The sequence below is a fragment of the Peribacillus sp. NPDC096622 genome, assembly GCF_044762665.1.
Classification (GTDB): domain Bacteria; phylum Bacillota; class Bacilli; order Bacillales; family DSM-1321; genus Peribacillus; species Peribacillus frigoritolerans_B.
The window spans coordinates 148042-171683 of the sequence record NZ_JBIWES010000003.1; the positions used below are offsets into that span (position 1 = coordinate 148042).

Sequence of the window (23642 nt, forward strand, 5' to 3'; positions counted from 1 at the left end):
CATTTATCACTGCCTGTAGTTTCCGAACGAAAGCCCAATCTCCCCTTTCGCGCAATCCCTATCGGAATTTCCAAACCTCCATTTAGCGGAAAATAAAAAAAGCCCTCCATATGGAGAGCCTTTTAACCGACAAGCAGCCGATTTGTACAATGTTCCAGGGATTCATCCCTAATGTAGGTAAATAAATCCTGATCGATAAAAGGAATGAATCCTTCTGCAATGTTCCATGCATTGACCTCTATTTGATAAAGGATTTCTGATTTTCCTGTACTGTGTAGCTCTTCACTAAGCACAGCAAGATCGGGGTCCAATGCGTGGCCCATCTCATGTGTGAGGATCACCCATGTATATTCCTCAAGACTTGCTAGCGAGCCTAGGGAGCGTTCACACTGAATTTCAATATCTCTCTCATATAAAGTGATGCTATGACCTTTGGCAGAATATTTCCCCCCAACACATCGTTTACCAGGAAACTCCTTTTCGATGATCAACTCCAAAGAAGAATCATGGTGGCTTACAAACTCATTCATATTCAATGACTTCACTCTCTTTATCTATAGTTTAAAACCCATTATATTTCGGGGGTGATCAAATCATTCATATTTTGGCGCAATACGGGGCTGGTTAGACGAATCACTTGATTTTCACTAAAGTACTCCATTATATATCTGTGGCATGTGAAAAATAAGATTTGCCGCTTTTCCGAAACTTTTTTCAATAACTCAAGCATCCGTTTTGTCCTTTCCGCATCAAAATTGACGAAACTATCATCAATGATGAGAGGGAATGAATCATTTTCAAAAGTATGATCAGCAAGTGCGAGCCTTAAGGAAACATAAATTTGCTCTGCTGTCCCGCGGCTGACCTCTTCAACCCTGAAACTCAAACCATCACTGCGCTGTACCAAAATTCCTTCTCCCGACTGATCAAGGATGATTTTACGATAGCTTCCATTCGTTAAAAAGGAAAAATGCCGCTCGGCATCAGCGATCACCTTCGGTAGGCGTTCCCTTTTATATCGGTCCAATGTTTTATTCAATAAGCTTTTGGCTATTGCCAATTTCGCCCATTCCTTAGCCTCTTCGTTAAAAGCAGCTTTTTCTTCATAAAAACGATGAAGTAAATCATCATAAATCCCTGAAACTTCAAGCTGTTTTATCTTATGCTTCGCATCCGCCTTCTTCTCTAATAAAAGGGATTTCACCTTTACAGAATCCTTCCGTTTCCGTTCCAAATTTTCAAATGTATAAGTATTGATTCCCTGTCTTAAGTAAGATTGGATTTGATCAGGCAGCATTCTGGATTGCCCAATTTGAATGGTAATCAAATCAAGCTGTTTTTGTAAAGTGATTTTCTTTTCGGACAATGCAGCATCATGCCTGAATTCTTCCTCGTCATTGACCTTCGCTAACTTAAAAAGCATTTCCATTTCTGCATCAAGATAGCCATTTTCCATCGTCAGCTGCTCGATTTCGTTCGTCAAACGACTTCGTTCCTGCACCCATTGCGTTAACTGAACGGAGAATTCAACCGCTTTATTCAATTCCCGTTTCAATTGGCCAATCGCTTCCCGCCATGTGGATGGTTCAATATCAAGGCTGTGAGCAAAATAAAATAAAGCCTTTGATTTACCCTCAAATTCTGCCTGCAGAAAATTATGCCTCTTGATTGTTTCATATTTCCTATCGACGGCTTCCTTCCATTTCTCAAGAAGTTCAAAAACAGATTCAAGATTGATTTCCATTCCGGGATAAGACAGACCCCAACCGCTTAAGATGCTCCTCAATTCTTTATCCAACCGGTCCCTGCTAGCTTCCCAATCGGCATACTCTTGAATGGTCGATTCAAACGCTTCCTCCCTTTCTTCATATTTGAAACTTTCACTTTCAAAACGCCTTTGGAGACGTTGGTCCAGTTCAAGCAACCGCACCATCGACTCTCCTTCACTCCCTCTATTGGTTTCACTCCCAATTGCAGCCCTTTTCCTTTTCATCTCATCCAATTGCCTGATATACCCGGACAATATATCATCACCTTTGAAGAAATACCTGGAAACTGCAAACAGAACAGCTACGGCTAGAAGTATAACCCCCAACAAGATCTGTTCACTGAAATAACTTCCGATCGCACCTAAACAAAGAAGTACTATTAAACTGCCATTCATGAGATGTGAACGTTTGCGATTATCCGCTTCCTTCTTCCTCTGTAAAGCCAATTGCTTTTCAAGTTCGTGTATTTGTTCATCAAGAATAAGGGATTGTGCTGCTTCAAATTCGATGTTATTCTGCTTGTTGTATAAGGACTCCAGCTCGATTCTTTTTTCATCTGGCATTAACTGGGCCTTTATCTCCTTCAAGCGGGCTTCTGTCGTTTCCAGACTACCCTTTTGCAGTTCATATTTCTCATCAAGCTGTTTTTTATCATTTTGGAGTTGATGCTTTTCCCTCTCGGCCCTTTTCACCTTTTCCTTCATGAAAGTACTGATATCCAGCTTTCTTATTTCCTCATCAGAAACATCCAAGAATAATTCCTGCTTCACCTTTTCGATATTCTTTTCTTCCAACAGCCTTTCGTGTTCCGCTTTTCTAATATCCAGCTCGAGTTTCTCCAGCAATGTTCCTTGATCGATTGCATGTTCAATTTGCTCTTTATGCTCCTTGATGAACGGATTGATTTCGATTTCCGTGAGTTTTCCCTCAAGTTTGTCCATTTTCTCAGTCAAAGCCGCAAGTTGGGCTTTCATGGGCATTCCAACTGCCTGTAGCTGTTCAAATCTTTTTAAGCCATCAACAGGAAAACTTACATCCGGAATTTTACTTATTTCAGCCTCTAGTTCCCCCTGTTCTTCTACCAAGGGTTTAATGCGCAAAAAAGCACTAACGTTAACAAGTTTTTCTTCAATCTCTTGAATATCTTCCGTGACTTTAGAGAGCTCCTCCTCAAGTTTTGCTTCTTCCTGAAGTAATTCCGTATATGACTTCTGTTCTTCTTCTGATGCTTTCACCTTTTTCTGCAATTCCTTAAGTTCTTTCAATCTCACATTCAGTAAAGGTTTTTGGCCTGATGGCTTGAACCTTGAATCGAGCTCTTTTTGCAATTTCGTTTCGGCTTCAAGGAGTTTATCATTCCCGATCAGCCCAGCTGAAAGCAGATATTTACTCATGGTACCTTCACTTAGTGTATGTAATCCCTGCAGACCTTGAAGGTCGAAAGAAAAAATGGCTTGGTAATAGTTTTTATCAACGCCATGAAGAATCTCATTCAATTCTTCCTCGCCGCCGACCCTTCCATCCTCGAAGGTCAATTTCACATCACCAGTAGCTTTTCCCTTCACACGTTCAATAACGATTTCTCCATCTTTTTTTGTTATGAGACTGAGCCTTCCCCCATATTTGGCATGCATTTTTGGCTCGTAACGCGGTTCGTTTTGAACCTTTGTCGGAAAACCAAACAGCATACTATGAATGAAAGACATGATGGTTGACTTGCCCGATTCATTTTCCCCAAAGAAAATCTGCAGCTGTCCCAATTCGGGAATACGCTGATTTTCCAATTTGCCGTAACCATAAACATGGAGGTCTTTAATAATCAAATCCGTTCCTCCTCCCTACACTCATTTATTCGCCTCAAAAACTTGCAAAAGCCATCTTTCCGCTTCATCCAACAGTTCCCTCTCCTCTTCCGGCTCTATTGAATCAAGAAACCTCCTTGCACCCGGATGTATGTAAAGCGGGGCCAGAGCAGCCTCCGTATCATCAAATTCAGAAGCAAGCCTGGATACCTCAGCCAGAAATGGCGATATTCTTTCATTTGACCTAATCATGGGAATGGACTGGATGAGTTTGATTTTATACACCCAAACAAATGATTCCCCTTGGTCCTCTTCCTGTAAAATCCGGGTCAATTCTTCAAGATATTCCCCGGAAGCTCCTGCTTCATCACCTGCATCCAGCTTCAATTCCAAAAGGAAGCTTCTCCCATCGAAACCCTTCCGCTCAATTACCTCCTTGCATTGCTTGAACAGGGCATCAAATCCACCTTCCGCGGATTGTTCAATTGTTTCGCTTTCCCATATCACTTCAGAGGTTTCAATAAAAGAATGACGCTTCATGTCCCCATCGAATTCTACAAGCAAGCACCCTTTAACGCCAGACTCCTTTCTGTTCCTGCCTTGAATATTTCCTGGGTATATCACTAGCGGATCTTCCGAAACAACCTGATGTTTATGAATATGGCCTAATGCCCAGTAATCGAAATCTTTAGCAGCTAGTTCCTTCAATGAAAAAGGGGCGTACGGGCTATGTTCCGAATTGCCTTCCAAATTCCCATGAAGCAGACCTATATGATAATCGGCCCCTTCAGCTTTTATGTAGGTTTCAATCATTCTCTCCCTTACTTGACGGCGTGGATAACTGAATCCATAAAGGTGGACAGTCGTCCCATCGATTTTTTCAAACCGTTTCACTTCGGTTTGCCCTGAAAATACGTGGACATTGTCCGGCAGCTCCACAGTAATCCATGAGCCGCTGAGATGATCATGGTTACCATGAATGATATAGGCAGGGATCTGATGCTGCTGGAGTTTTTCCATTTCGGTCCGAAAGCGGACCTGTGTCCGGAGACTCCGATTTTCCCCATCAAATAGATCCCCCGATAACACGATGAAGTCAACCTGATGGGAAATTGCTTCATTAATGATAGTTTGAAAAGCTTTAAACGGACTTTCCCTTAATTCCTTTAATATAGATGACGGCATATCCTTCAACCCTGAAAAGGGACTATCCAGATGGAGATCTGCCGCATGAATGAACTTCACACCGCTCAAAAATGTCACCTCGATTTCTTTCAACATTTCACATTCAATTTTAACATGAACAGAACATACTTTCCCATACATTATTATTTTTAATACGTCATCATGCAGTATGGGCAAATTCAACAGGAAAAAGACCGAATGGCGAACATTGTTTCATTCACGCATTCGGTCTTTTTCATCAATTAAAAATATCCATACTTAAATAGCGTTCACCATTATCCGGGGCAATGCATAATACTCGTTTTCCACTTCCAAGACGACGGGCTTCCTGCAGGGCAGTCCAGACAGAGGCACCTCCCGAAGGTCCAATCAATATCCCTTCCTTCGAAGCCATATCCTTCATGGTGGATATCGCATCTTCATCAGCCGCTTGAACGATTTCATCAAATACCTCAGTATTTAAGATATTGGGGATAAAACCAGGGCTCGTGCCCACTAACTTATGGGGCCCAGGCTTTCCGCCGGAAAGAACTGGGGAACCCTTAGGCTCAACAACGACAACCCTTAAATCCGGAAGATGTTCCTTTAAGGCTTCACCAGTACCGGTTATCGTTCCTCCCGTTCCAGCAGTAGCGACAAACACATCCAGATCTCCATCCATCTGTACTAGAATCTCGACTGCTGTCGTCACTCTGTGAATATCAGGGTTGGCTTGGTTTTCGAATTGCTGCGGGATAAAGCTATTAGGAATCTCTGCGGCGAGTTCCTCAGCTTTACGGATGGCTCCCGGCATCCGCTCTGATGCAGGGGTGAGGACAACTTCCGCTCCGTATGCCTTTAAGATATTGATTCTTTCTTTCGACATATTATCCGGCATGACCATAATGGCCCGATACCCCTTAGCCGCGGCATTCATGGCAAGCCCAATACCCGTATTCCCTGATGTTGGTTCAATGATCGTAGCCCCGGCTTGAATGATACCATCCAATTCTGCCTGCCTGATTAAGTTGAAGGCAGCCCGATCTTTTACGCTGCGGCTCGGATTGAAATACTCAAGTTTCACAAATACTTCAGCGTCACCCTCCGCTGTTAAATGATTAATCCTTACAACAGGTGTATCTCCTATCAATTCAGTGATATTATTAACGATTTTTACTGTCATTCAAAAAACCCCCTTCGATCCATACACTTCCTACATGCACTTTTACTCAGGTTTATTATATCATTTATGATTTTTCATTTTAAAGAGAGAATTCCTCTAGTATAAATAGGTTTTATTTTCATTCTTTCCATACTTAAAGGAAAAAACTATGAAATTAGTTCGATATAGTCATTTTCCTTCATTTTTCAAGATATTCAGCCATTTATCAATATCCCTTGTCATAATGCATTCCCTCATATAACAATAGTCAAAATTGACAGATAATGATAAGATTTTTATAACAGTCGCTAATACAATTACATTTTTAATAAGGGAGTTTTTGAAAATGAGCAGAATATACAAATTAACCGTTTTTGAACCGTCAGGGGAAAAACTATTGGATGAATCATTTACAGCCGAGAATGATGAACAAGCAAAAGAATTGGGACAAAATCTATTGAAGGAAAAAAACTATCAAGATCAAACACATCGCTGTACATCGCCTTCAGGCGCTTTATTGCTTTTTCATCGCTGATTGAAAATGGAAGCGCAATCACTAAAATATGATCAAGTTTTCCATACATTCCTTATGTAAAAAAAGACCGTCACAATTTGATGGCCACAGACTGTAGACAAACTCAATGACACCCAAGTTTGCCTACGATTTTTTTTATACAATTTGACGTTGATTTCTGATCCAGGCACTCGAATTCCGCGGGCGGTCTGGGAGCCTCCATGGCTTGCGTCTGAGGGGGGGCGCATACCCGCTCCAATAAACTTGGTTATAGCATTTAGATAGAAACCATACCTGAGTTGAAGTGTTGGTTTGGGAACATCATTTGATGAAAGATATGTTTTCCGAACCCTTTTTTGTCTACAAACAGAGGTCGTCACTGGAAAGTGACGGCGTTTTTCATTCATTTTCCGATGAAGTTCGGCTTCCTTTTTTCCACGAAAGCTTTTATTCCCTCTTGGTGGTCCGCTGTTTGGCGCATTTTCATCTGAGCAGCTTTTTCAATCTCAAGCATCTTAATTAAAAGTGGGCGATTTTTTTCACTAAGGATCTTTTTCGTTTTAATCATTGCCTGAACCGGGCTTTGCAGCCATGATTGCACTTTTTTCTCCACCGCATGTTCCAAGGTTCCGTCTGCCACTTCATGAATGAGGCCCTTTTCTTTTGCTTCAAGCGCTGTAAGCACTTTACCTTCCCAGATCAATTCTTTCGCACCCACTTCACCAAGACGACGTTCAAGGAAGAAGTGTCCGCCTCCATCAGGGATTAATCCAATCCCGATGAAATTCATTGCAACCTTACTTTCCGAGTCGGCAATAAGATGATCGGTTGCAAGAGCTATACTCAAGCCTAGCCCTGCAGCTGCACCATGAATGGCACTTATGGTCAATTTAGGCATGAAGTAAAGAGTGGTCACCAATTCACTGATTCCATCCATCAGTTCATCGAAAGCGTTTTCTTTTCCAGGCGAGAGCATCATCTTAATGTCACCACCAGCGGAAAACGCTTTCCCATTCCCTTTTAAAATGACGACGTCCACTTCATCATTCTCGCTTACTTCCTTCAGGGCATTAATGAAATCATGCAGCATTTTGGGATTTAGAGAATTCATTGCCTCTGGACGGTTCATTGCAACAGTGGCCGTCCTGTCCGAATATGTGACTAATACAGTGCCTGCAGGTGATGTCGATTCAATACTCAATTTATTTCCTCCTCTTTCGTTCTATGACTCTATTATATATTTCCCGCCTACTTTCAGAATAGGTCGAAAAGTTATAATTAAACAAATATATCATTATTTATTGATATATTTATCCTGAAGCTGATCACGCAATGCCCTTTTCAAGAACTTCCCAACACCGGTTTTCGGGATTTCATCCAAAAAGACGACTTCATCCGGCAGCCACCATTTTGCAAACTGCGGCTTTAAAAATTCGATGATGTCTTCCTGGGACACTTGCCCCTTGTATGCCTCCTTCAAAACAACACAGGCGATCGGCCGTTCCTGCCACTTTTCGTGAGGCACTGCAATTACCGCCGCCTCAAAGATTCCTTCATGGGCCATTAAGGCATTCTCTATATCCACGGAAGAAATCCATTCACCGCCGCTTTTAATCAAGTCTTTAGTCCGGTCGACGATTTTCACGAATCCCTCTTCATCAATCGTGACAACATCCCCCGTATAAAGCCAGCCATCTTTAAACGTATCCTCTGACCGCTCATCATTAAAATATTCATTGGCAATCCAAGGGCCCCTAATCAGCAATTCTCCCATTTCTTTACCATCAGGTTTCACTTCGCCATCCTTACCGATCACTTTAATTTCTATCATTGGCGAAACAAGGCCCTGCTTGGCCTTCAACTCATAAAGTTCAGCTTCAGGGAGGTCTTCCTGATAACTTTTTGGTTTTGATACAAATACGAGCGGGCTTGTTTCAGTCATTCCATATGCATGCAGGAATGGTATTCCATACTTTTGTTCAAAGGTTTTAATCATGCTTTTCGGTGCAGCCGACCCTCCGCATAAGACAGCGCGAATGCTGCTCGTATCATGGCTGCCTTCTTCCAGCTCCTTCAATAAGCCCAGCCATATTGTCGGAACCCCTGCTGCGATTGTAACCTTCTCCGTCTCTATAAGCTCAGCCAAAACCTTTGGGGTGAAATAGGGTCCTGGCAAAACCATCTTCGTTCCAAACCAAACACTGGCAAAAGGCATGCCCCAGGCATTTACGTGAAACATCGGCACGACAGGAAGAGCCACATCACGTTCGCTTATTGCTGTAGAATCGGCAAGTCCCAGTGCAATCGCATGCAGTAAAATTCCGCGATGAGAATAAACCACACCTTTGGGGTTCCCGGTAGTGGCGGAAGTATAACATATGCCGGCAGGTGCATTTTCATCCAAGGTTTGGATGAATGGCTGTTGCGGATTCCCTTCAGCTAATAATTTTTCATAATGATAAATAGGTGAAAGGGTCGTTTCAGGCAGCTCATCTTTATCCGTCATTATGATATACCCTTCCACTGTCGTTAACTCATCTTTAATTGCTTCCAAAAGGGGGATGACATCCGGATCTATCAATAATAATCGATCCTCCGCACTATTGACGATATAAGAAACATGTTGAGGAGACAGACGCATATTGATTGTATGTAGGACAGCACCATGACAAGGAATCGCAAAATAAGCTTCTAAATGCCGATGATGGTTCCAGGCAAGTGTTCCAATACGGTCACCTGTTTGAATACCGAACTTTTCAAGATTACTGGTCAGCCTTCTTGTACGCTCAGCAATCTCAGCATATGTAAATGTATGAATGCCACCATCCGTACGCGAAACTACCTCTTTCTTCGGAAAATATTTTTCAGCTCTCTCAATGATTTGAGTCATGATCAATGGAGTATCCATCATTACAATCTCCCCCTTATATTAAAAGCATGCACATTATATATTCGACCAGAAAAAAAATAATCCTTTTTCCCTAGGTGCCTTTTATGATTATTTTGAACCTGGCTTTATTTTGATGAATTCGTCTACAATTGGAGGTTCGGGACGGTCTTATCCCTAATAGTTTTTTACTGCACGCCTAATTGGATTGAAGAAATTTGCGACACTCCTGCCGAATAACTGGCTGGCCGAGACCCCACAGACGCTTACGTCGAGGAGGCTTGGCAGGCAGTCGGCGGAAAGGGAGCGGATTTCTGAAATCAAGCGGGAACATTTTTTAGAAATAACTTTAGGCAAATGGCTAACCGGTATATAACGGAATCAGATATTAAGAGCGGAAACTGAAAAGTTTTTTAAACCATCTAAATTTAGTGGTGCAGTTCCATGACATATTTTTTATGTTTCTTTATAGAAAAAAGAGGAAATAGTAAAGATACAATTATATTTAGAGGGAGCTCATTTATGATAAACAAAATAAACGAAGAACTAGAAGCTTATTGCGCGAGTGAATATTCAAAGCTATCACGGGTGATCGTCTGTGAACCACGTTATATGGAAATCCGGGAGATCATTAACGAAACTCAAAAAGAGTTTAAAGATGAAAATATCGATCAGGCACTTGCCTTGAAGCAGCACGCTCAATTTATAAAGGCCCTTGAACATGAAGGGATTGAAGTCATAAAACTTCCCCCACAATTTACATATCCAGAACAAGTCTTTACGAGAGATATCGGTTTCACTCTTGGCAATACCGTTTATGTAGCTGAGTTGGCAACAGGAATCAGACAGGGTGAAGAACAAATATTGAAATCCTGGCTTGAAACGAATGGAATCTCTTATTTCAACCTCCTCAAAAATCATATTGAGGGCGGGGATGTCCTTATAGACGGAAAGACCATCTATATTGGAATCAGTGAAAGAACAGATGAAACATCCGTCAAGCATCTTCAAACCTTATTACCGGAATACGATGTCATCGCGGTTCCTTTCATTGAAACATTCCTTCATTTAGATTGTGTTTTCAATATCATATCACCTACAGAGGCGCTTATTTTTCCAGAGTCCTTTACAAAAAAAGAAATGGATTTATTAGCTTCACGTTATGACATGATTGAAGTATCCAAAGAAGAACAATTCACCTTAGGAACAAACGTGCTGTCGATTGGGAATAAAAAATTATTTAGTCTACCATGTAATAAACAGGTAAATAGTCAACTTCGTGAACGCGGTTACGAAGTCATTGAAGTCGATATTAGCGAAATCATCAAGTCCGGTGGCTCTTTCCGATGTTGCACAATGCCACTATTAAGGACAACGAATAAGAAGACTGATTCAGCCTGAGCAGAATGAAAGAATCCGGACTTGTATGGAAATCTGGGTTCTTTCTCCTTTTTTATTAAAGCACAGCTTAAACATTCGACTTCCGCCATTTTTCCATTAGATAAAGTAATTCCCCTCATAATATCCTACAAATGATTACCCGATAAAAAGCTGGCTGCGGTCAATAACCTTGTTGATAATCCGGTAAATGAGTTTTTATGTTAATGCTTGTCTGGAGTTTTTTGAAAGCATGATCTCCTCCTTTTAATTATGCAGCAGTCTTAATATGATATTTGATTCCTTTCTATTTAACTGTACATACTGGCTATGTTTATCCTTCGTCAATTCTACGATATTTTCATCAGGGTTAACCCAAACATAATATACCGGTATTTTACCTTCGATTTTTTCATCATCATTAAAATAAAAGATGAAGTCCGCCTTAGGAAGATCCTTCTCCAATGCGAATTCTTCCCAATCTGCATTCTTTACTATTTCTTTTGTTTTTTCTGTTTTCCCCATTTCTATCTTTTCTTTATATAATTCGAATTTGTAATGTTTACCTTCATATTTTTGAACGGAAATATGTTCTTGCTTTGTTGAACAACCTGAAGCTAACGTTATTGATAATAGGCTAAGTGCAACTAGCAGATGTTTTCTCTTCATTACTATCTCATCCCCCATACCTGAATGGATTAATTATCCAATATTTCATTTTACTAGTCCAATCAAAAGAGTAATAGGAATGTTTATCGATTCATATCAGAACCTTGTATCCTTTTGGCATATGGCTGCATTCAATTCAAACAGAACAGAAGGATGCCCATAAGCCTTTTCTTGTTTAAAAGGCTTATCTAAAATTTGATAAAATTGAATTATCCTTGCTATAATTTTCAAGAGATAGTGTTTAGAAAAATAAGATTGAAAGGGGAATGTAAAATGAATTATGTAAAAAATCAGCTAACGGTCATGCGCGGCAATCTTTTAAAAGAAATCGAGGGAATCAAACCAGAGTTCATGGATGTGCAGCCTGAAGGTTTTAATAATACAATCCATTGGCACCTTGGACATGTCCTTACTGCAGCCGAAAATTTTTTATTGAAATCCAACAGTGAATTGCCAGCGAATTACGGCCAACTATTCGGTTATGGTTCAAAACCAGCGGACTGGACAGGGGACGTACCTACCGTTGAAGTATTAAAGCAACAGCTGCATGAGCAACTTGATCGACTTCTTGAAATTCCGGAAGAACGATTGACGGAAAAAACAGCACAGCCTTTCAACGGAATGGAAACAGTGGGGGAATTCATTAACTTTATAGTGCTTCACGAAGCCAATCATATTGGACAAATTCACGCAATGAAACTCTTAATACAAGCCAATAACTGATTTTAAGCCATAACTGTCACTCTATTTTTTCTTGAAATAGGAGTGGCGGTTTTTTTTATTTACAGTTGAATATGCTGTTTAAGTAAGGTCTTGAGTATGGGTGCTTTTACTTGTGAGTTCGAGCGTTACTCGTGAATTTTCAGAAATACTCGTGAATATAATAAAAAGGAGCCCCCGCTCCATAAGCGAGGGCTTTCATCTGATCATTCTCTTTCAGTAAGCTAAGTAAAAGCCTATTCAAGTCATCTGGTCCTGGTTATCCATATAATCACTGTATGCTTTTTCCGCTGCGGCTTCCGAAGTGAACAAAGCATCATCATCCTCAATCGTATGAAATGTATCGTTCAGGAACAAGGCAACTGCATTGGGATCCTTGGGATGCGGGACAATTTCCGCTGCCCTGATATTTGAAACTGTAGGAACATGGGGATTATTATATATCACAAACACCTCGTCACCGACTTGCACTTCTTTTGCATTGATTACACCCATTGAATTCTTCCTTTCCATTACTGATGTCCCTTTAGTTTATGGAAAGAAACTTATAATTATTTATGAAAGATAATATGCCTCGCAAGCGGCGTTATCTGAATGGGGCCCCTTCTATATGAAGGAGCCACGCCATTCATTTAAGCATATTCATCTTTTGTAAAAATTCGATCGGATGCTGTTTCCGGAAAAATTCCCTAAGCATATAGGCAACACCGTCTTGATCATTGGAGCGCGTTACCCATTTTGCCACTTTCCTTACTTCCTCATCCGCATTGCCCATGGCAACTCCCAGACCAGAACCAGCAATCATCTCCATATCATCCAATCCATCACCAATCGAGACGATTTCCGTTCTTTTCACCTCTAAATGGTCCGCTAAATACAATACACCGCTCCATTTAGAAACACCCTTCGGAACAATTGTCAGTTTATGTCCTGGGTGTAAGAGTGCATCCACTTCAGGGAACATTTTCTTTATCAATTTCAACATATCATTTCGATCACTTTTTTCTGGAAATATTATGTCCATCTTCGTCGGGGCCATCGGCTGGTCAACAAGCTCTTCACTGATATCATCCACATAATTTTGAGCATAAATATTTTGGTCATTCAAATACATAACCGATTTACCAAGCAAATTCTCCGGAAGGTTCACCCGATTGCCTAACGAGTATTTTTCATGAATGAGCAATATTTGGCACGTGGTCTTTTCAAGCATTTGCACGAGCTCTGCAGTCAGTTCTTCTGAAATTCTTTTTACCATTATCGGCTTTTCCATGGAAGCTCCGACAAAGGCTCCTTGCTGAGCAACGATCATCGGATTTATTTTTAGGGCTTTGGCCACTTTTTTTGCTGAGTGATAGTTTCTTGACGTCACAAGTGCAACATGGACACCTTTTTGGTGAACATAATCTATTGCTTCTTTAGTCGATTTATTTAAACGGCCATTCGACTGGAGCAATGTCCCGTCGATATTGACCGCAAGTAGTCGATATACCATGCTGATCTCCCCCATCTGTAGTATCCTCTTTCAAAATTTATGACTAAAATTTCGAGAATAGAACAAATAGTGGTTCACGATCCTTGCACTTGTGCTTTCAGGGAACAAAAAAACCCCCAACCATTATAGAAGGGAGTCTCCAACTGCTTATTGCTGTTGATCAGGCAAGCCATATAAATCTTCAAGCGGCTTCATGATAATTTTATTGAGGTCTGCGATGACCATGCTCATCCGTTGTTCAGCTTCCATCAATTGTGAAATGGTTGGGTTTTGTTGGACAAGCTGTACCGTCTTTTGTGCTTGCTCAACCTCTTCCGGTGCAATCTCCTGTCCCATCATTTGCTTTTGCTGCAATGACATTTGAAGATTACGGAAGTTTTCAAACATTCCTTTTGTTGCTTCATCAGAATTCACAAGATCATATAAGCGTTGCAAATCGGCATATTCATTACTTGCCCTAATCGCCTTTTCCATTTCATACGCTGCATCATATACGTTACTCATTTATTTCCCCTCCCGGTAATCATTGTATTCCTACACCTTTTCCACTATAACAAATCCGATTGAGAATTACACGTCATCCTATTAAAACAGTTACTAAACCTTGAAATAAACCGATGATTCCACCAAGCAAGGCCCCAAGGTATGTGATCATCGACAATTCCTTCTTAGTGATGGAAACGACCATTTCCTCAAGTCGGGACACTGAAAATGACGAGACCTGTTCTTCCACGATATCGTCCAAACGCAGTTTTTGGAATAGCGGCTGAAAATGATTGATTAAGTACTCGGCACCTTTACCCACAAAGATCGGGACGCCCTTTTCCACGATGATGTCCGAGAAATTGGCAGTCAATTCTCGAACCGGCTTATTCAGGATCGAAGCGACAGGCAGCATTTCAGCCGTTTTTTCGGTAATCAATTGTTTTATCGTTCCTCTTCCTATCAGTCCCTCAATTTTCTCTACATCCCATTTCTCCAGATTTCTCCACTCTTTCACCATCATCACTGACAATATATCATTCGTTCTCGATTGTTCAAAGAATTTAATGATTTCCGGCTGAATCTTATCAATTAACTTTTCGTTTCCAATGAACATCTGAATTAAATTGATCAGCTTGCCACGTTCCTTGAAAAAATCATCCAACATGTCTTCAAGACGGCTTTTGCCTTCTGTACTGTCAAAATATTCCTTTCCCTTTTTCACGATGAAGCGTGACAAATCAGGAATCGAGTCGAGGGCTTTTTGCTGAAGGTGCAGAGGGACGATATCTTTCAAGCTCTTGGTCCTGTTCTCTTCCGACCATGTTTCATATTTACCAAGAATGAATGTTTGTAATCGCTGTTCTAACGTAAATGAAGAATTCTTCATTCCCAATTGATCTAGCAATTGAGCGGTACTTTTTTCCGTGGACAATGCTTTCTTTACTTCTGCCTGGACGAAAATTTTCATATTCTGTATAGAGGCATCATTGATGACTTTACTTTGAATGCTTTCTGGCGTTATTAAATGATCGACCACCAATTTGCCTAATTGTTTGGCTAACTCATCCTGCCGCTTCGGAATCAACCCTGGTGTCAACGGCAGCTGTTTCCCGAAAATATAGATTGGCTTATACGGTCTGAATAGCATTCTGATAGCCAATAAATTAGTGAAGCCACCTATTACAGCACCAACGACAACCATAAACAGTATCTTTACCCAAAACTCACCCATGAAATTTCTCCTTTTATTGCCTGAAATAAAGGCTTGATGACACCTTCTAATTAAAAAATCATAGAATGTGTTATCCACTTTTGCCCATCATTTAATTATTAAAGGATATCAAACTTAGTGCAAACGGGGAATTATTATGAACCTTAACCATCAGAAAGTTTACATTACGGTAAATCCCGCAGAGACTAGAAAGAAGGCGCTATTGTTTATCGAAGAAAAACTATTTGAGGAATGGGGCCTTCAATTTGGAGAACCCGTAACGATAATCGCTGGATGCCGTTCGGTCCCGGTACTTGTCCAGCCATTTCCGTCATCCCAGCCTACATTGAAACTTTCATATGATATGAACCGAATTTTATCCTTACCCGATTTTTCCGATCCAATCTCCGTCTCATACCATGCGGAAGGAAGGTCGATTAAAATAGGCCCATTCTTCGCTTCACTCATGAACCAGACTCCCTTGCAGGACGGGACATTCGGCGAGATGGAGAAATTTTATCAGGAAATGAAATCATATTGTAATCAGCAGGGCATCCCCTTCTATTTAGTAAAACTGCAGTCTCTTCAAGATGGTGTTGTGGAAGGCTACCTGCCAGGGCAAGATGGCTGGAAAGCCTTTCGCCTCCCCATTCCTGATGTATTTTATAACCGGATACATTCGCGGAAACTTGAGCAATCACATTCTTTCAAGCTGTTTAAAACTGAACTGGAGGAACGATCGATTCCGATGTTCAACGGAAGGTTCCTCTCCAAACATGATGTACATGAACTGCTAATCCTAGAAGATGAGCTGTTGCCAAATTTGCCAGAGACGATACTGTTTAACGAAAAGGAATCTTTCTTGAGTTTTATAGAAAAGCATTCGGTAATCTACTTTAAACCCGCATCAGGCAGCCAAGGCAGGAATATTTGCAGATTAACGCAAGTAGCTGAAAAATGGAAAATCGAGCAATCCGGACATCTCCAGAATGTACATTTTGCTGATACGGATGAAAAGTTGTTTGAAACCTTAAAAAGATTTTCCAGAAAACGATCCTTCATTCTTCAAAAAGGGATTTCCCTATTCGAAATAGATCAGAGAAAAGTTGATTTCCGCATACTACTTCACCGGAACGATCAGCTTGAATGGAAAGTTTCATCAATGGTTGCCCGGATTGGGGACCCTGGTACCATTGTTTCCAATCTTGCACAAGGCGGATTGATGAAAAATGGGCCGGATTTTCTAAAAGAAGCATTTGAACTTCAGGACGCCAGCCGCATATATCAAAAGCTTGTACGGCTGGCTAAAAACACTGCACAGGCCTTAGTCGAAAACCTTGACGATTCATTCGGTGAGCTAGGGATTGATTTAGCACTGGATACCGATACCCATCCATGGATCATCGAAGTGAATTCAAAACCTTCAAAAAAATTCCAAGGCAACTATGAAACCTTTCGTCCATCAGTAAAATCAATCATCGATTTCATGCTTGCCCTTAACCGCGAAAACCATCCATAAAAGGAGTTGCTAGCACGTGTTAATAGGATTAATGGCCGCGTCGGATACTCATGAAAACAACTACTTCACCGAAATAGCCAAAACCGCTAAATCATTTAATATGAAAGTTTGCAAATTTTCACCGGATAATATTGATATGGATCTGAAAAAGGTGAGGGGCGAGCATTTTGATGCCGAGAACGAAACTTGGGTCGCCACATCTTTTGATTTACCTGATTTTGTATATGATCGCTGTTTTCACGGTTTAGTCCGTGAGTCAACGAAAACGCGACACAAAATCGATTGGTTAAAAGATAACTCGAATTTCTTAGGGCTGGGCCTTCCTGGTAAGTGGGAAGTGTACCAAATCCTAAAAAACCATCCACACCTACAGGCATTTTTTCCAGAGACCGTACAAGTGACGACACCTGAAGATATTACCGATCATTTGGAACGCCTGGATAAAATCATCATCAAACCTGAATTCGGTGCAGGCGGTACAGGAATCTATCTCCTTTCAAAAACCGAAGACGGCACTTTGGTTTCCATGACGAAAAAGGGCACCAAATATGACCGCCAATTCTCCTCCAAATCTCAGCTTAACAAATGGTTGCAGCATTTATTAAATCGATACCGTTACCTTTGCCAGCCATATTTGGAACTTTGCAGCCAAAATAATGAGCCATTCGATTTACGGATTTTACTTCAAAAAAACGAGAAGAATCAATGGATGGAACGGGGCCGCGGAATTCGTATGGGACAAAAAGATGGAATTACTTCAAATCTTGCCACAGGCGGGGAAGCCATTTCATTGGATACCTTCAACAAAAGAAACCCGGAAACGATTTCGATTGCTGTCGAACAAAAGATTCAGCATATCCTTCGCACCCTGCCCGTAGAAACCGAAGCTGTCTTTGAAAGATTATTCGAGTTGGGAATTGATCTTGGCATCGATAAAAAAGGCCAAATATGGATAATGGACATTAACTCGAAGCCCGGTAGGAAAATCATTCAGGCACTACAGCCGGAGACCATGAAAGATATTCATCGTGCACCGTTTGAGTATAGCCAGTATTTAGCCGAACAGCTTCAGAAAGCAGGTGAATAGGAAGTGAGAAAGACTTATCCTGCCGAAATTGCCGCTATCCCCGGCAATGTTCTCTACTACCCTTCAGAGCTAGGAGATTTGGCAGAGATTGAATTAATTTATTTCGGACGACATTCATGTCCTGCCATCGTCAAACAAAACCCGGCCGTCAATCAATCAATCGTGCTATCGGAAAGTCTTGCGGAATCTCTAATATTCGATCATACCGATATTCCCCTTCATTTATTCATATACGGCAAGAGCATCCATATCGGACCGCTTGTCGGAATCTTTTCCTCAGGCTTCACTGGCCTTTCAAACAAACCATTAGGGGAGAGGTCGGAATTTTTCGCAAAGCTCCTTTCGCTTAGCAAGACCACAGGCTGTATTCCCTTTGTTTTTGGAGAGAATGTAATCAATTGGGATGAGGAGACAATCAAAGGCTATGTATTTGATAACGATGACTGGCACATTAATGAATTTCCTTTTCCCAATGTCATCTATGACCGGCTCCCAAATCGGTTGACGGAAAACCGTGATGGGCCTAAAGAAGTGAAGCAGAAATTTCAAAAAAAATATACCATACCATGGTATAACCCTGGATTTTTCAATAAATGGGATGTAAATGAAAGGTTATGCGCAGATGAGAGGGCACTGCCTTATTTGCCGGAAACGTATCCATTTCAATCCATATCCGTGGTGGAAACCCTTCTTTCCCATTACCGACAAGTTTATATAAAGCCCATTCACGGCAGCCTCGGTCTAGGGATTCACCAAATTCTTTATGATAAGCATGAGAATGTTTACTATTGCCGCTATACAAATGAAGCAAAAGAAAATAAACTGCAAAGGTTTTCGACATTGGAATCCATCGTTAAACATATTTTTCACGACCGCCCGATAGAGAATCTTATCGTACAGCAGGGCATCCCATTAATTCGATCTGAAAAACGTCCAGTGGATTTCCGGGTCCATACGAACAAGGACAGTGATGGAAAATGGCAGGTGACCGCGATTGCCGCAAAGATCGCCGGCGCCGGGAGTGTCACGACCCATATTAAAAGCGGGGGTGTCATCAAAACGGTTGCCGAACTGTTCGGAGATGGCGAAGAGGCGAAAGAAGTCGAACGAAAGCTATCGGAAGCAGCATTGATTTTAAGTGACAGTATAGAAAAGAACTTGGACGGCATCATCGCAGAAATAGGATTTGACTTTGGATTGGATAAAAAAGGGCAGGTTTGGATGTTTGAAGCCAATTCCAAACCTGGACGTTCCATCTTCTCCCATCCAAAACTCAAGGATTTCGAATTGCTGACCAGGAAGCTAAGCCTTGATTATGCCATTTATCTTACGGAACAGACGATTACGAAATCAATCAGTGTGCCGCAATGAACATTTTTTACGATATCCCCACTGAAAATTGGTACCACACTCATGAGAATGCGGAACTTTTCGCCGGCTCTGCCAAGGAAGAAATCAGCTATAAAAAGGACCATTCGAATCAACCTCTAATTCCAATCACAATATTTCCGGGTAACCGGATGCTTGCCGTCGGAATTTTAACTGTTCCCAATCCCAAAAAGGAATCAGGTTTGGGTGGAAACCTGACCCTTTTTCGGGACCTATCATTATATTTATTGAAACATGGAATATTGGCGTATGTATTCACAGGAAATGCCCTTCATTCCGAGTCGATGAGAGGGTTTGTTTTTTCCTCCATTTCAAACAAGTGGATCGAATGTAAAGTGCCCTTCCCTGACATCGTCTATAACCGTATCCCCTCGAGGAGCTATGAGGCGTCAGAGGAATTCCAACATCTTATAACACATTTTAAAGATTACCGAATGAATCTATTCAACCCCTGTTTTATAGATAAATATGTGATGTTCGAAGCATTAGTTGAAGATGGATCCCTCACCAATCACCTTCCGCCCACCATGATCTTACGAAACAGCAGTTGCCTTGATGCTTTCCTGAAGACCTACAGGCATATATACCTTAAACCATGCAAAGGAAGCCAAGGGAAAGGCATCTATACCATTATCAAAAATGATGATGATACTCTATTGTTCAATAGCTTAAAACATAGTGAGTCCTTCCCGGATTTTGCATCCTTCTGGGAAACGAAAAAAAGGGATTTATTAAAAAGGAGCTATCTTGCTCAACAGGCGATCACACCAAAAAAACTTGTTGGACATCGTTATGATTACCGGATTCTCGTCCATTATGAAAAAGGTTTTTATAAAGTGACCGGCAAAGCGGTAAGGATGTCACAAACTCAGGAAATCACCACCCACACTCCCCGAGGCGGGAAGCTTTTTCCTTATCAAGACCTGCAATCAAAAAGCCTGAATCTAAAATTAGCGAATATCGCCCAGAAATGCGGAGAGATACTTTCAAAAAAAATCGGGTTTCTCGGAGAGTTTTCCATTGATATAGGGGAAGACGAATCGGGCGCACTCTTCATATACGAAGTGAACTCAAAGCCCATGCAATTCGATGAGGAGGAAATTGAAACAAACAGGCTTTTGCATTTAAAAAATCTTTTCATTGAATTAACTTTTCCCAACCTGACAATAAAATAACACCTCCAGCTGCCGTTTTCCATTATAATTAAATGAGAAACTGTATATATGGAGGTAATACATATGATCACCCATTTTCAATGGGCACCATTGCATAAGAATCTGCCAGGATGGAAAATTTCCTTTTATTTCAACAAGCAGGCAGTCCAAGCATTGTATCATAAAGATGGATCCATCGAGTGGACAGCCAATCCGCCTTCCGAAACAGATGAAACCAGACTCAAAAGCATGATACACGATTTAATGATCTTCCATGTATATGAATGAACCCTCAATACATTCATGAAATCGCTAAACGGAATAAAAAAAACTCCTTTGCCTAAACTAAAGAAAAGGCTAGGAGGGATTTATTTTGGATAAAGAAAAAATGACATTTTTGAAGGATACCGAATATGATGGCAAGGACTCCGTTTATTTAGATATCGACCGTATCATCAATGAAGGAATGGCGGGCGGAAATGTGTATGAAGTCGCTAACCTTCAGAACATCGAAGAAGCACATGATTTTTATGATGAAACAGATCCCAATATCAATAAATAACAATGGCGGGCGCTCTTATGGAGAGCCCTCCTTTATATCAATCAGAGCGGTAAAAAGACAAAATCAAATAGTTCCATTCTCCATCACATTCAAAACATTTTCGTTTAATATCGATGTAATGATATGCTCTGAATCCCATTCATGCCCAGATATCTCGATAAGGGGATAGCGATTCGGTAAAACGACCTGCTGTATTTCATGAACGGTCAGCCCTTGAGAATGCAAGAGGAAAATTTCCCCTCGGAGATTTTCAAGATAATCAAGTTTTTTCCGAAACATTTCCTTCCCATCAGGAACATACCCAGCATGGCAGCAAAACACTTCCCCGAAGTCATATTGAAGCAATCTTTTTATGGAATCGATGATGACCGGAACAGACTCTTCCCGTAAGACAAGCTTTGTTTTTGGGGTTACGAAAAGGTCTCCTGAAAAGAGTACGCCATTATTGTGATTCAAATACACCATATGGTCCTTTGAATGACCTGGGGTAAAAATCGGCTCCCACGTTTGGGTACGGGAATGAATGGCCTTCCCTAGCGGCTCAGCTTTAAAGGCATCTCTCTTTCCCCAGAAAACTTTACGATATTCAGGATATACTGCATCCTTTGCACAAACCTCAACCGACATCGGGTGAATGAAAAGAGGTACCTTTTTATGCTCCTGTATCCAAGCAGCGCCCCCAGTATGGTCTTCATGATAGTGAGTCAGGGCCACTGAGTCGAAGTCTGCGGACTCATAGAATGGAATGAGCTCTTCCATTAAAATCTGTGCTCCAGTATCTATCAATAGGCCATCCGTTAAAAAGACATAAACACTCATCCCCGCCTTGTTCCCGCCAGGAGTCCCATGCACACAAACGACATCATTTATCGTCTTAATCTCTATCATTCAATTTCCTCCCCATCATTGTACAAAAATAGTTTCATCTTCCTTTTTTTAACTTTACTATAATAAATGTAGTACCACTTTACCTTTTTGACAAGGAAATATCGGAATAATTAACCTGGATGAAAATGCAGGATTATTGCATAATCGCCCGGAAAAAGTGGGCATTTTAGTCCAGCTTGGGCTAGAAGGGAAATTCTCGGAAATCAAACAATTGCTTCCAATCTACCAGGAGCTTAAATTGCCGATGACATTGGTTGATATTGGTCTGACCGTTGAACATAAGGCGGAACTTCAACAGATTGCAGCCCAGTCTGTCAAAGAAGGTGAAGACATCCAACTTTTTTTCCCTGATATCAACAAGGAAAAAGTGGCAGCCGCCATGGAAAACCTTGAAATCCTCACAAACGATGCAAGCCAATCCATGGACTAAAAAACGATGGGGTTTTTACCCCATCGTTTCAGACTGTAGACAAACTCGATGAAAATCGAGTTTGTCTACAGTTTTTTTGGGCTTGTACAAATTTTGACGTTGATTTCCACTTCAGGCACTCGCTTTCCGCGGGCGGTCCGGGAGCCTCCTCGGCGCACTTGCGCCTGTGGGGTCTCCCTTGGACTCGCTATTCCCGCAGGAGTCTCGCACCTTCCGTTCCAATCAACTATGTTTAAAATTTCAGATAGAACTCCTTTTTGCCTACAGTCTTTTTTGTTTTAAAATAGAACTATTAAAACTTGAGGTGATGAGGATGCTTTCGAAACATAATTCTAATCAGCGAGATCAACTTGAAATAATTACTTTAGATCAACTGGTTCCGGCGAATCATTTGGTTCGTAAAATGGAGGCTTCCATTGACTTCACTTTCATTTATGACTTGGTTATAGTTATGTATTCAGAGGTAGGACGCCCAAGTATTGATCCAGTTATCTTAGTTAAACTGACATTCATTCAATATACCTTCGGTATTCGTTCCATGCGTAAAACGATTGAAGAAGTTGAAACAAATATGGCTTACCGTTGGTTCTTAGGCTATGGTTTCCATGATAAAGTACCTCATTTCTCAACGTTCGGGAAAAATTATGAGCGACGCTTTAAAGATACAGACCTGTTTGAACAGATTTTCTATCGCATCTTAATGACAGCTGCTGAAAGAAAGTTAATAAGTGCTAAACACATATTTGTCGATTCCACACATGTGAAAGTCAATGCGAATAAGCGTAAATTTGAAAAGAAAATCGTACGCAAAGAAACACGAGCATATCAAGGACGTCTTCAAGATGAAATAAATCAAGATCGTGAAAACCATGGAAAGAAGCCTTTTCCACCAGATAAATTTGATAAGGAAGAAACCAAAGCAATTAAAGAAAGTACTACGGATCCTGAGAGTGGTACTGAAAGCAAAGACTATCAAAAAGTAGTGACACGGCATATCTGGCAAGCATATGTGGAAGAAGCAGATCATCTGCGTCATCATCAAGATGTAAAACTTATATATGCGAAACGCAAAAAAACGATTGAGCCTGTATTCGCAGATGCAAAAGAAAAGCATGGTATGCGTTGGACTACTTTAAGGGACTTAAAAAATTGTCGATGCAAACGATGTCTACTTTCGCTGCCATTAATTTAAAGAAGATGGCCACTTGGACATGGAAAGGTCCTAAAATGGCTTAACATAGTGGCTCGAAGAGCCCAAATCTCTTATCCTTTGGTCAAAATTTCAAGGGAATTTTAAAAGGGGTTCGGAATTTTTTAAATTCCGAACCCCTTTTGTCTACAAACTGAAACGATGGGGT

At 41.0% G+C, this 23642-nt stretch carries 22 protein-coding genes and 1 pseudogene; 11 read left to right on the top strand and 12 right to left on the bottom strand.

Features of this window, described 5'->3' with window-relative positions:
• Positions 1-122 precede the first annotated feature (122 nt).
• The 4 genes from ACIQYG_RS07165 to cysK form a co-directional block, all read right to left on the bottom strand.
• Positions 123-530, bottom strand: a complete 408-nt coding sequence (locus ACIQYG_RS07165) for a hypothetical protein (RefSeq protein ID WP_402836605.1) — start codon at positions 528-530, stop codon at positions 123-125.
• Positions 531-571: 41 nt separating this feature from the next.
• Positions 572-3592, bottom strand: coding sequence for an ATP-binding protein (locus ACIQYG_RS07170; RefSeq protein ID WP_402836606.1), 3021 nt, complete (start codon positions 3590-3592; stop codon positions 572-574).
• Positions 3593-3613: 21 nt separating this feature from the next.
• Entirely contained in the window at positions 3614-4816 is a 1203-nt protein-coding gene (locus ACIQYG_RS07175; protein WP_402837161.1) for a metallophosphoesterase family protein, read from the bottom strand.
• Positions 4817-4994: 178 nt separating this feature from the next.
• Positions 4995-5918, bottom strand: a complete 924-nt coding sequence (gene cysK, locus ACIQYG_RS07180; protein ID WP_402836607.1) for a cysteine synthase A — start codon at positions 5916-5918, stop codon at positions 4995-4997.
• Positions 5919-6243: 325 nt separating this feature from the next.
• On the opposite strand from cysK, the gene ACIQYG_RS07185 reads away from it, so the two are divergent.
• Positions 6244-6432, top strand: a complete 189-nt coding sequence (locus ACIQYG_RS07185; protein ID WP_048677954.1) for a YhzD family protein — start codon at positions 6244-6246, stop codon at positions 6430-6432.
• A gap of 382 nt (positions 6433-6814) precedes the next feature.
• On the opposite strand, the gene ACIQYG_RS07190 is transcribed toward ACIQYG_RS07185, so the two are convergent.
• Both ACIQYG_RS07190 and ACIQYG_RS07195 read right to left on the bottom strand, forming a co-directional pair.
• Positions 6815-7612, bottom strand: a complete 798-nt coding sequence (locus ACIQYG_RS07190) for an enoyl-CoA hydratase (protein WP_034314728.1) — start codon at positions 7610-7612, stop codon at positions 6815-6817.
• A gap of 93 nt (positions 7613-7705) precedes the next feature.
• On the bottom strand, positions 7706-9322 hold the full coding sequence (locus ACIQYG_RS07195; protein ID WP_402836610.1) for a long-chain fatty acid--CoA ligase: 1617 nt from the start codon (positions 9320-9322) through the stop codon (positions 7706-7708).
• A gap of 498 nt (positions 9323-9820) precedes the next feature.
• Between ACIQYG_RS07195 and ACIQYG_RS07200 the strand changes: the two genes are divergently transcribed.
• Positions 9821-10699, top strand: a complete 879-nt coding sequence (locus ACIQYG_RS07200; RefSeq protein WP_402836611.1) for a dimethylarginine dimethylaminohydrolase family protein — start codon at positions 9821-9823, stop codon at positions 10697-10699.
• A gap of 243 nt (positions 10700-10942) precedes the next feature.
• On the opposite strand, the gene ACIQYG_RS07205 is transcribed toward ACIQYG_RS07200, so the two are convergent.
• A complete protein-coding gene (locus tag ACIQYG_RS07205; protein ID WP_402836613.1) occupies positions 10943-11344 on the bottom strand; it encodes a hypothetical protein in 402 nt (133 codons plus the stop codon).
• A 273-nt stretch (positions 11345-11617) separates the two neighbouring features.
• Between ACIQYG_RS07205 and ACIQYG_RS07210 the strand changes: the two genes are divergently transcribed.
• Positions 11618-12067: a DinB family protein gene (locus tag ACIQYG_RS07210; protein ID WP_402836615.1), complete on the top strand. Its 450-nt coding sequence runs from the start codon at positions 11618-11620 to the stop codon at positions 12065-12067.
• A 237-nt stretch (positions 12068-12304) separates the two neighbouring features.
• Here the strand turns inward: ACIQYG_RS07210 and ACIQYG_RS07215 are convergent, their stop codons facing one another.
• The 4 genes from ACIQYG_RS07215 to ACIQYG_RS07230 all read right to left on the bottom strand — a co-directional run bounded on the left by ACIQYG_RS07215 (position 12305) and on the right by ACIQYG_RS07230 (position 15276).
• Positions 12305-12577, bottom strand: coding sequence for a transcriptional regulator SplA domain-containing protein (locus ACIQYG_RS07215; RefSeq protein ID WP_230160273.1), 273 nt, complete (start codon positions 12575-12577; stop codon positions 12305-12307).
• A gap of 115 nt (positions 12578-12692) precedes the next feature.
• Positions 12693-13559: a Cof-type HAD-IIB family hydrolase gene (locus ACIQYG_RS07220; protein ID WP_402836618.1), complete on the bottom strand. Its 867-nt coding sequence runs from the start codon at positions 13557-13559 to the stop codon at positions 12693-12695.
• Positions 13560-13706: 147 nt separating this feature from the next.
• Positions 13707-14063 carry a YlbF/YmcA family competence regulator gene (locus tag ACIQYG_RS07225; RefSeq protein ID WP_076367313.1) on the bottom strand — a complete coding sequence of 119 codons (357 nt, stop codon included), beginning with the start codon at positions 14061-14063 and terminating at the stop codon, positions 13707-13709.
• Positions 14064-14136: 73 nt separating this feature from the next.
• Entirely contained in the window at positions 14137-15276 is a 1140-nt protein-coding gene (locus ACIQYG_RS07230) for a DUF445 domain-containing protein (protein WP_402836621.1), read from the bottom strand.
• Between the two features lie 136 nt (positions 15277-15412).
• On the opposite strand from ACIQYG_RS07230, the gene ACIQYG_RS07235 reads away from it, so the two are divergent.
• From ACIQYG_RS07235 to ACIQYG_RS07260, 6 genes are all read left to right on the top strand, one after another.
• Positions 15413-16774, top strand: a complete 1362-nt coding sequence (locus tag ACIQYG_RS07235; RefSeq protein ID WP_402836623.1) for a YheC/YheD family endospore coat-associated protein — start codon at positions 15413-15415, stop codon at positions 16772-16774.
• A 16-nt stretch (positions 16775-16790) separates the two neighbouring features.
• Positions 16791-17861 (top strand): YheC/YheD family endospore coat-associated protein, encoded by a 1071-nt coding sequence (locus ACIQYG_RS07240; protein ID WP_402836625.1) that lies wholly within the window; start codon positions 16791-16793, stop codon positions 17859-17861.
• 3 nt (positions 17862-17864) lie between these two features.
• Entirely contained in the window at positions 17865-19232 is a 1368-nt protein-coding gene (locus ACIQYG_RS07245; protein WP_402836627.1) for a YheC/YheD family endospore coat-associated protein, read from the top strand.
• Positions 19229-20425, top strand: coding sequence for a YheC/YheD family endospore coat-associated protein (locus ACIQYG_RS07250; RefSeq protein ID WP_402836629.1), 1197 nt, complete (start codon positions 19229-19231; stop codon positions 20423-20425). The genes ACIQYG_RS07245 and ACIQYG_RS07250 overlap by 4 nt, the downstream gene beginning before the upstream one ends.
• Positions 20426-20488: 63 nt before the next feature.
• A complete protein-coding gene (locus ACIQYG_RS07255; RefSeq protein ID WP_402836631.1) occupies positions 20489-20692 on the top strand; it encodes a YheE family protein in 204 nt (67 codons plus the stop codon).
• A gap of 85 nt (positions 20693-20777) precedes the next feature.
• Positions 20778-20966: a hypothetical protein gene (locus ACIQYG_RS07260; RefSeq protein WP_053534060.1), complete on the top strand. Its 189-nt coding sequence runs from the start codon at positions 20778-20780 to the stop codon at positions 20964-20966.
• Positions 20967-21029: 63 nt separating this feature from the next.
• Here the strand turns inward: ACIQYG_RS07260 and ACIQYG_RS07265 are convergent, their stop codons facing one another.
• Positions 21030-21854 (bottom strand): MBL fold metallo-hydrolase, encoded by an 825-nt coding sequence (locus ACIQYG_RS07265; protein WP_402836633.1) that lies wholly within the window; start codon positions 21852-21854, stop codon positions 21030-21032.
• 136 nt (positions 21855-21990) lie between these two features.
• Between ACIQYG_RS07265 and ACIQYG_RS07270 the strand changes: the two genes are divergently transcribed.
• Together ACIQYG_RS07270 and ACIQYG_RS07275 are read left to right on the top strand one after the other, a co-directional pair.
• Positions 21991-22284 (top strand): dehydroquinate synthase/iron-containing alcohol dehydrogenase family protein, encoded by a 294-nt coding sequence (locus tag ACIQYG_RS07270; RefSeq protein ID WP_402836635.1) that lies wholly within the window; start codon positions 21991-21993, stop codon positions 22282-22284.
• Between the two features lie 313 nt (positions 22285-22597).
• Positions 22598-23520: pseudogene (locus ACIQYG_RS07275) on the top strand (transposase).
• The last annotated feature ends 122 nt before the right edge of the window (positions 23521-23642 follow it).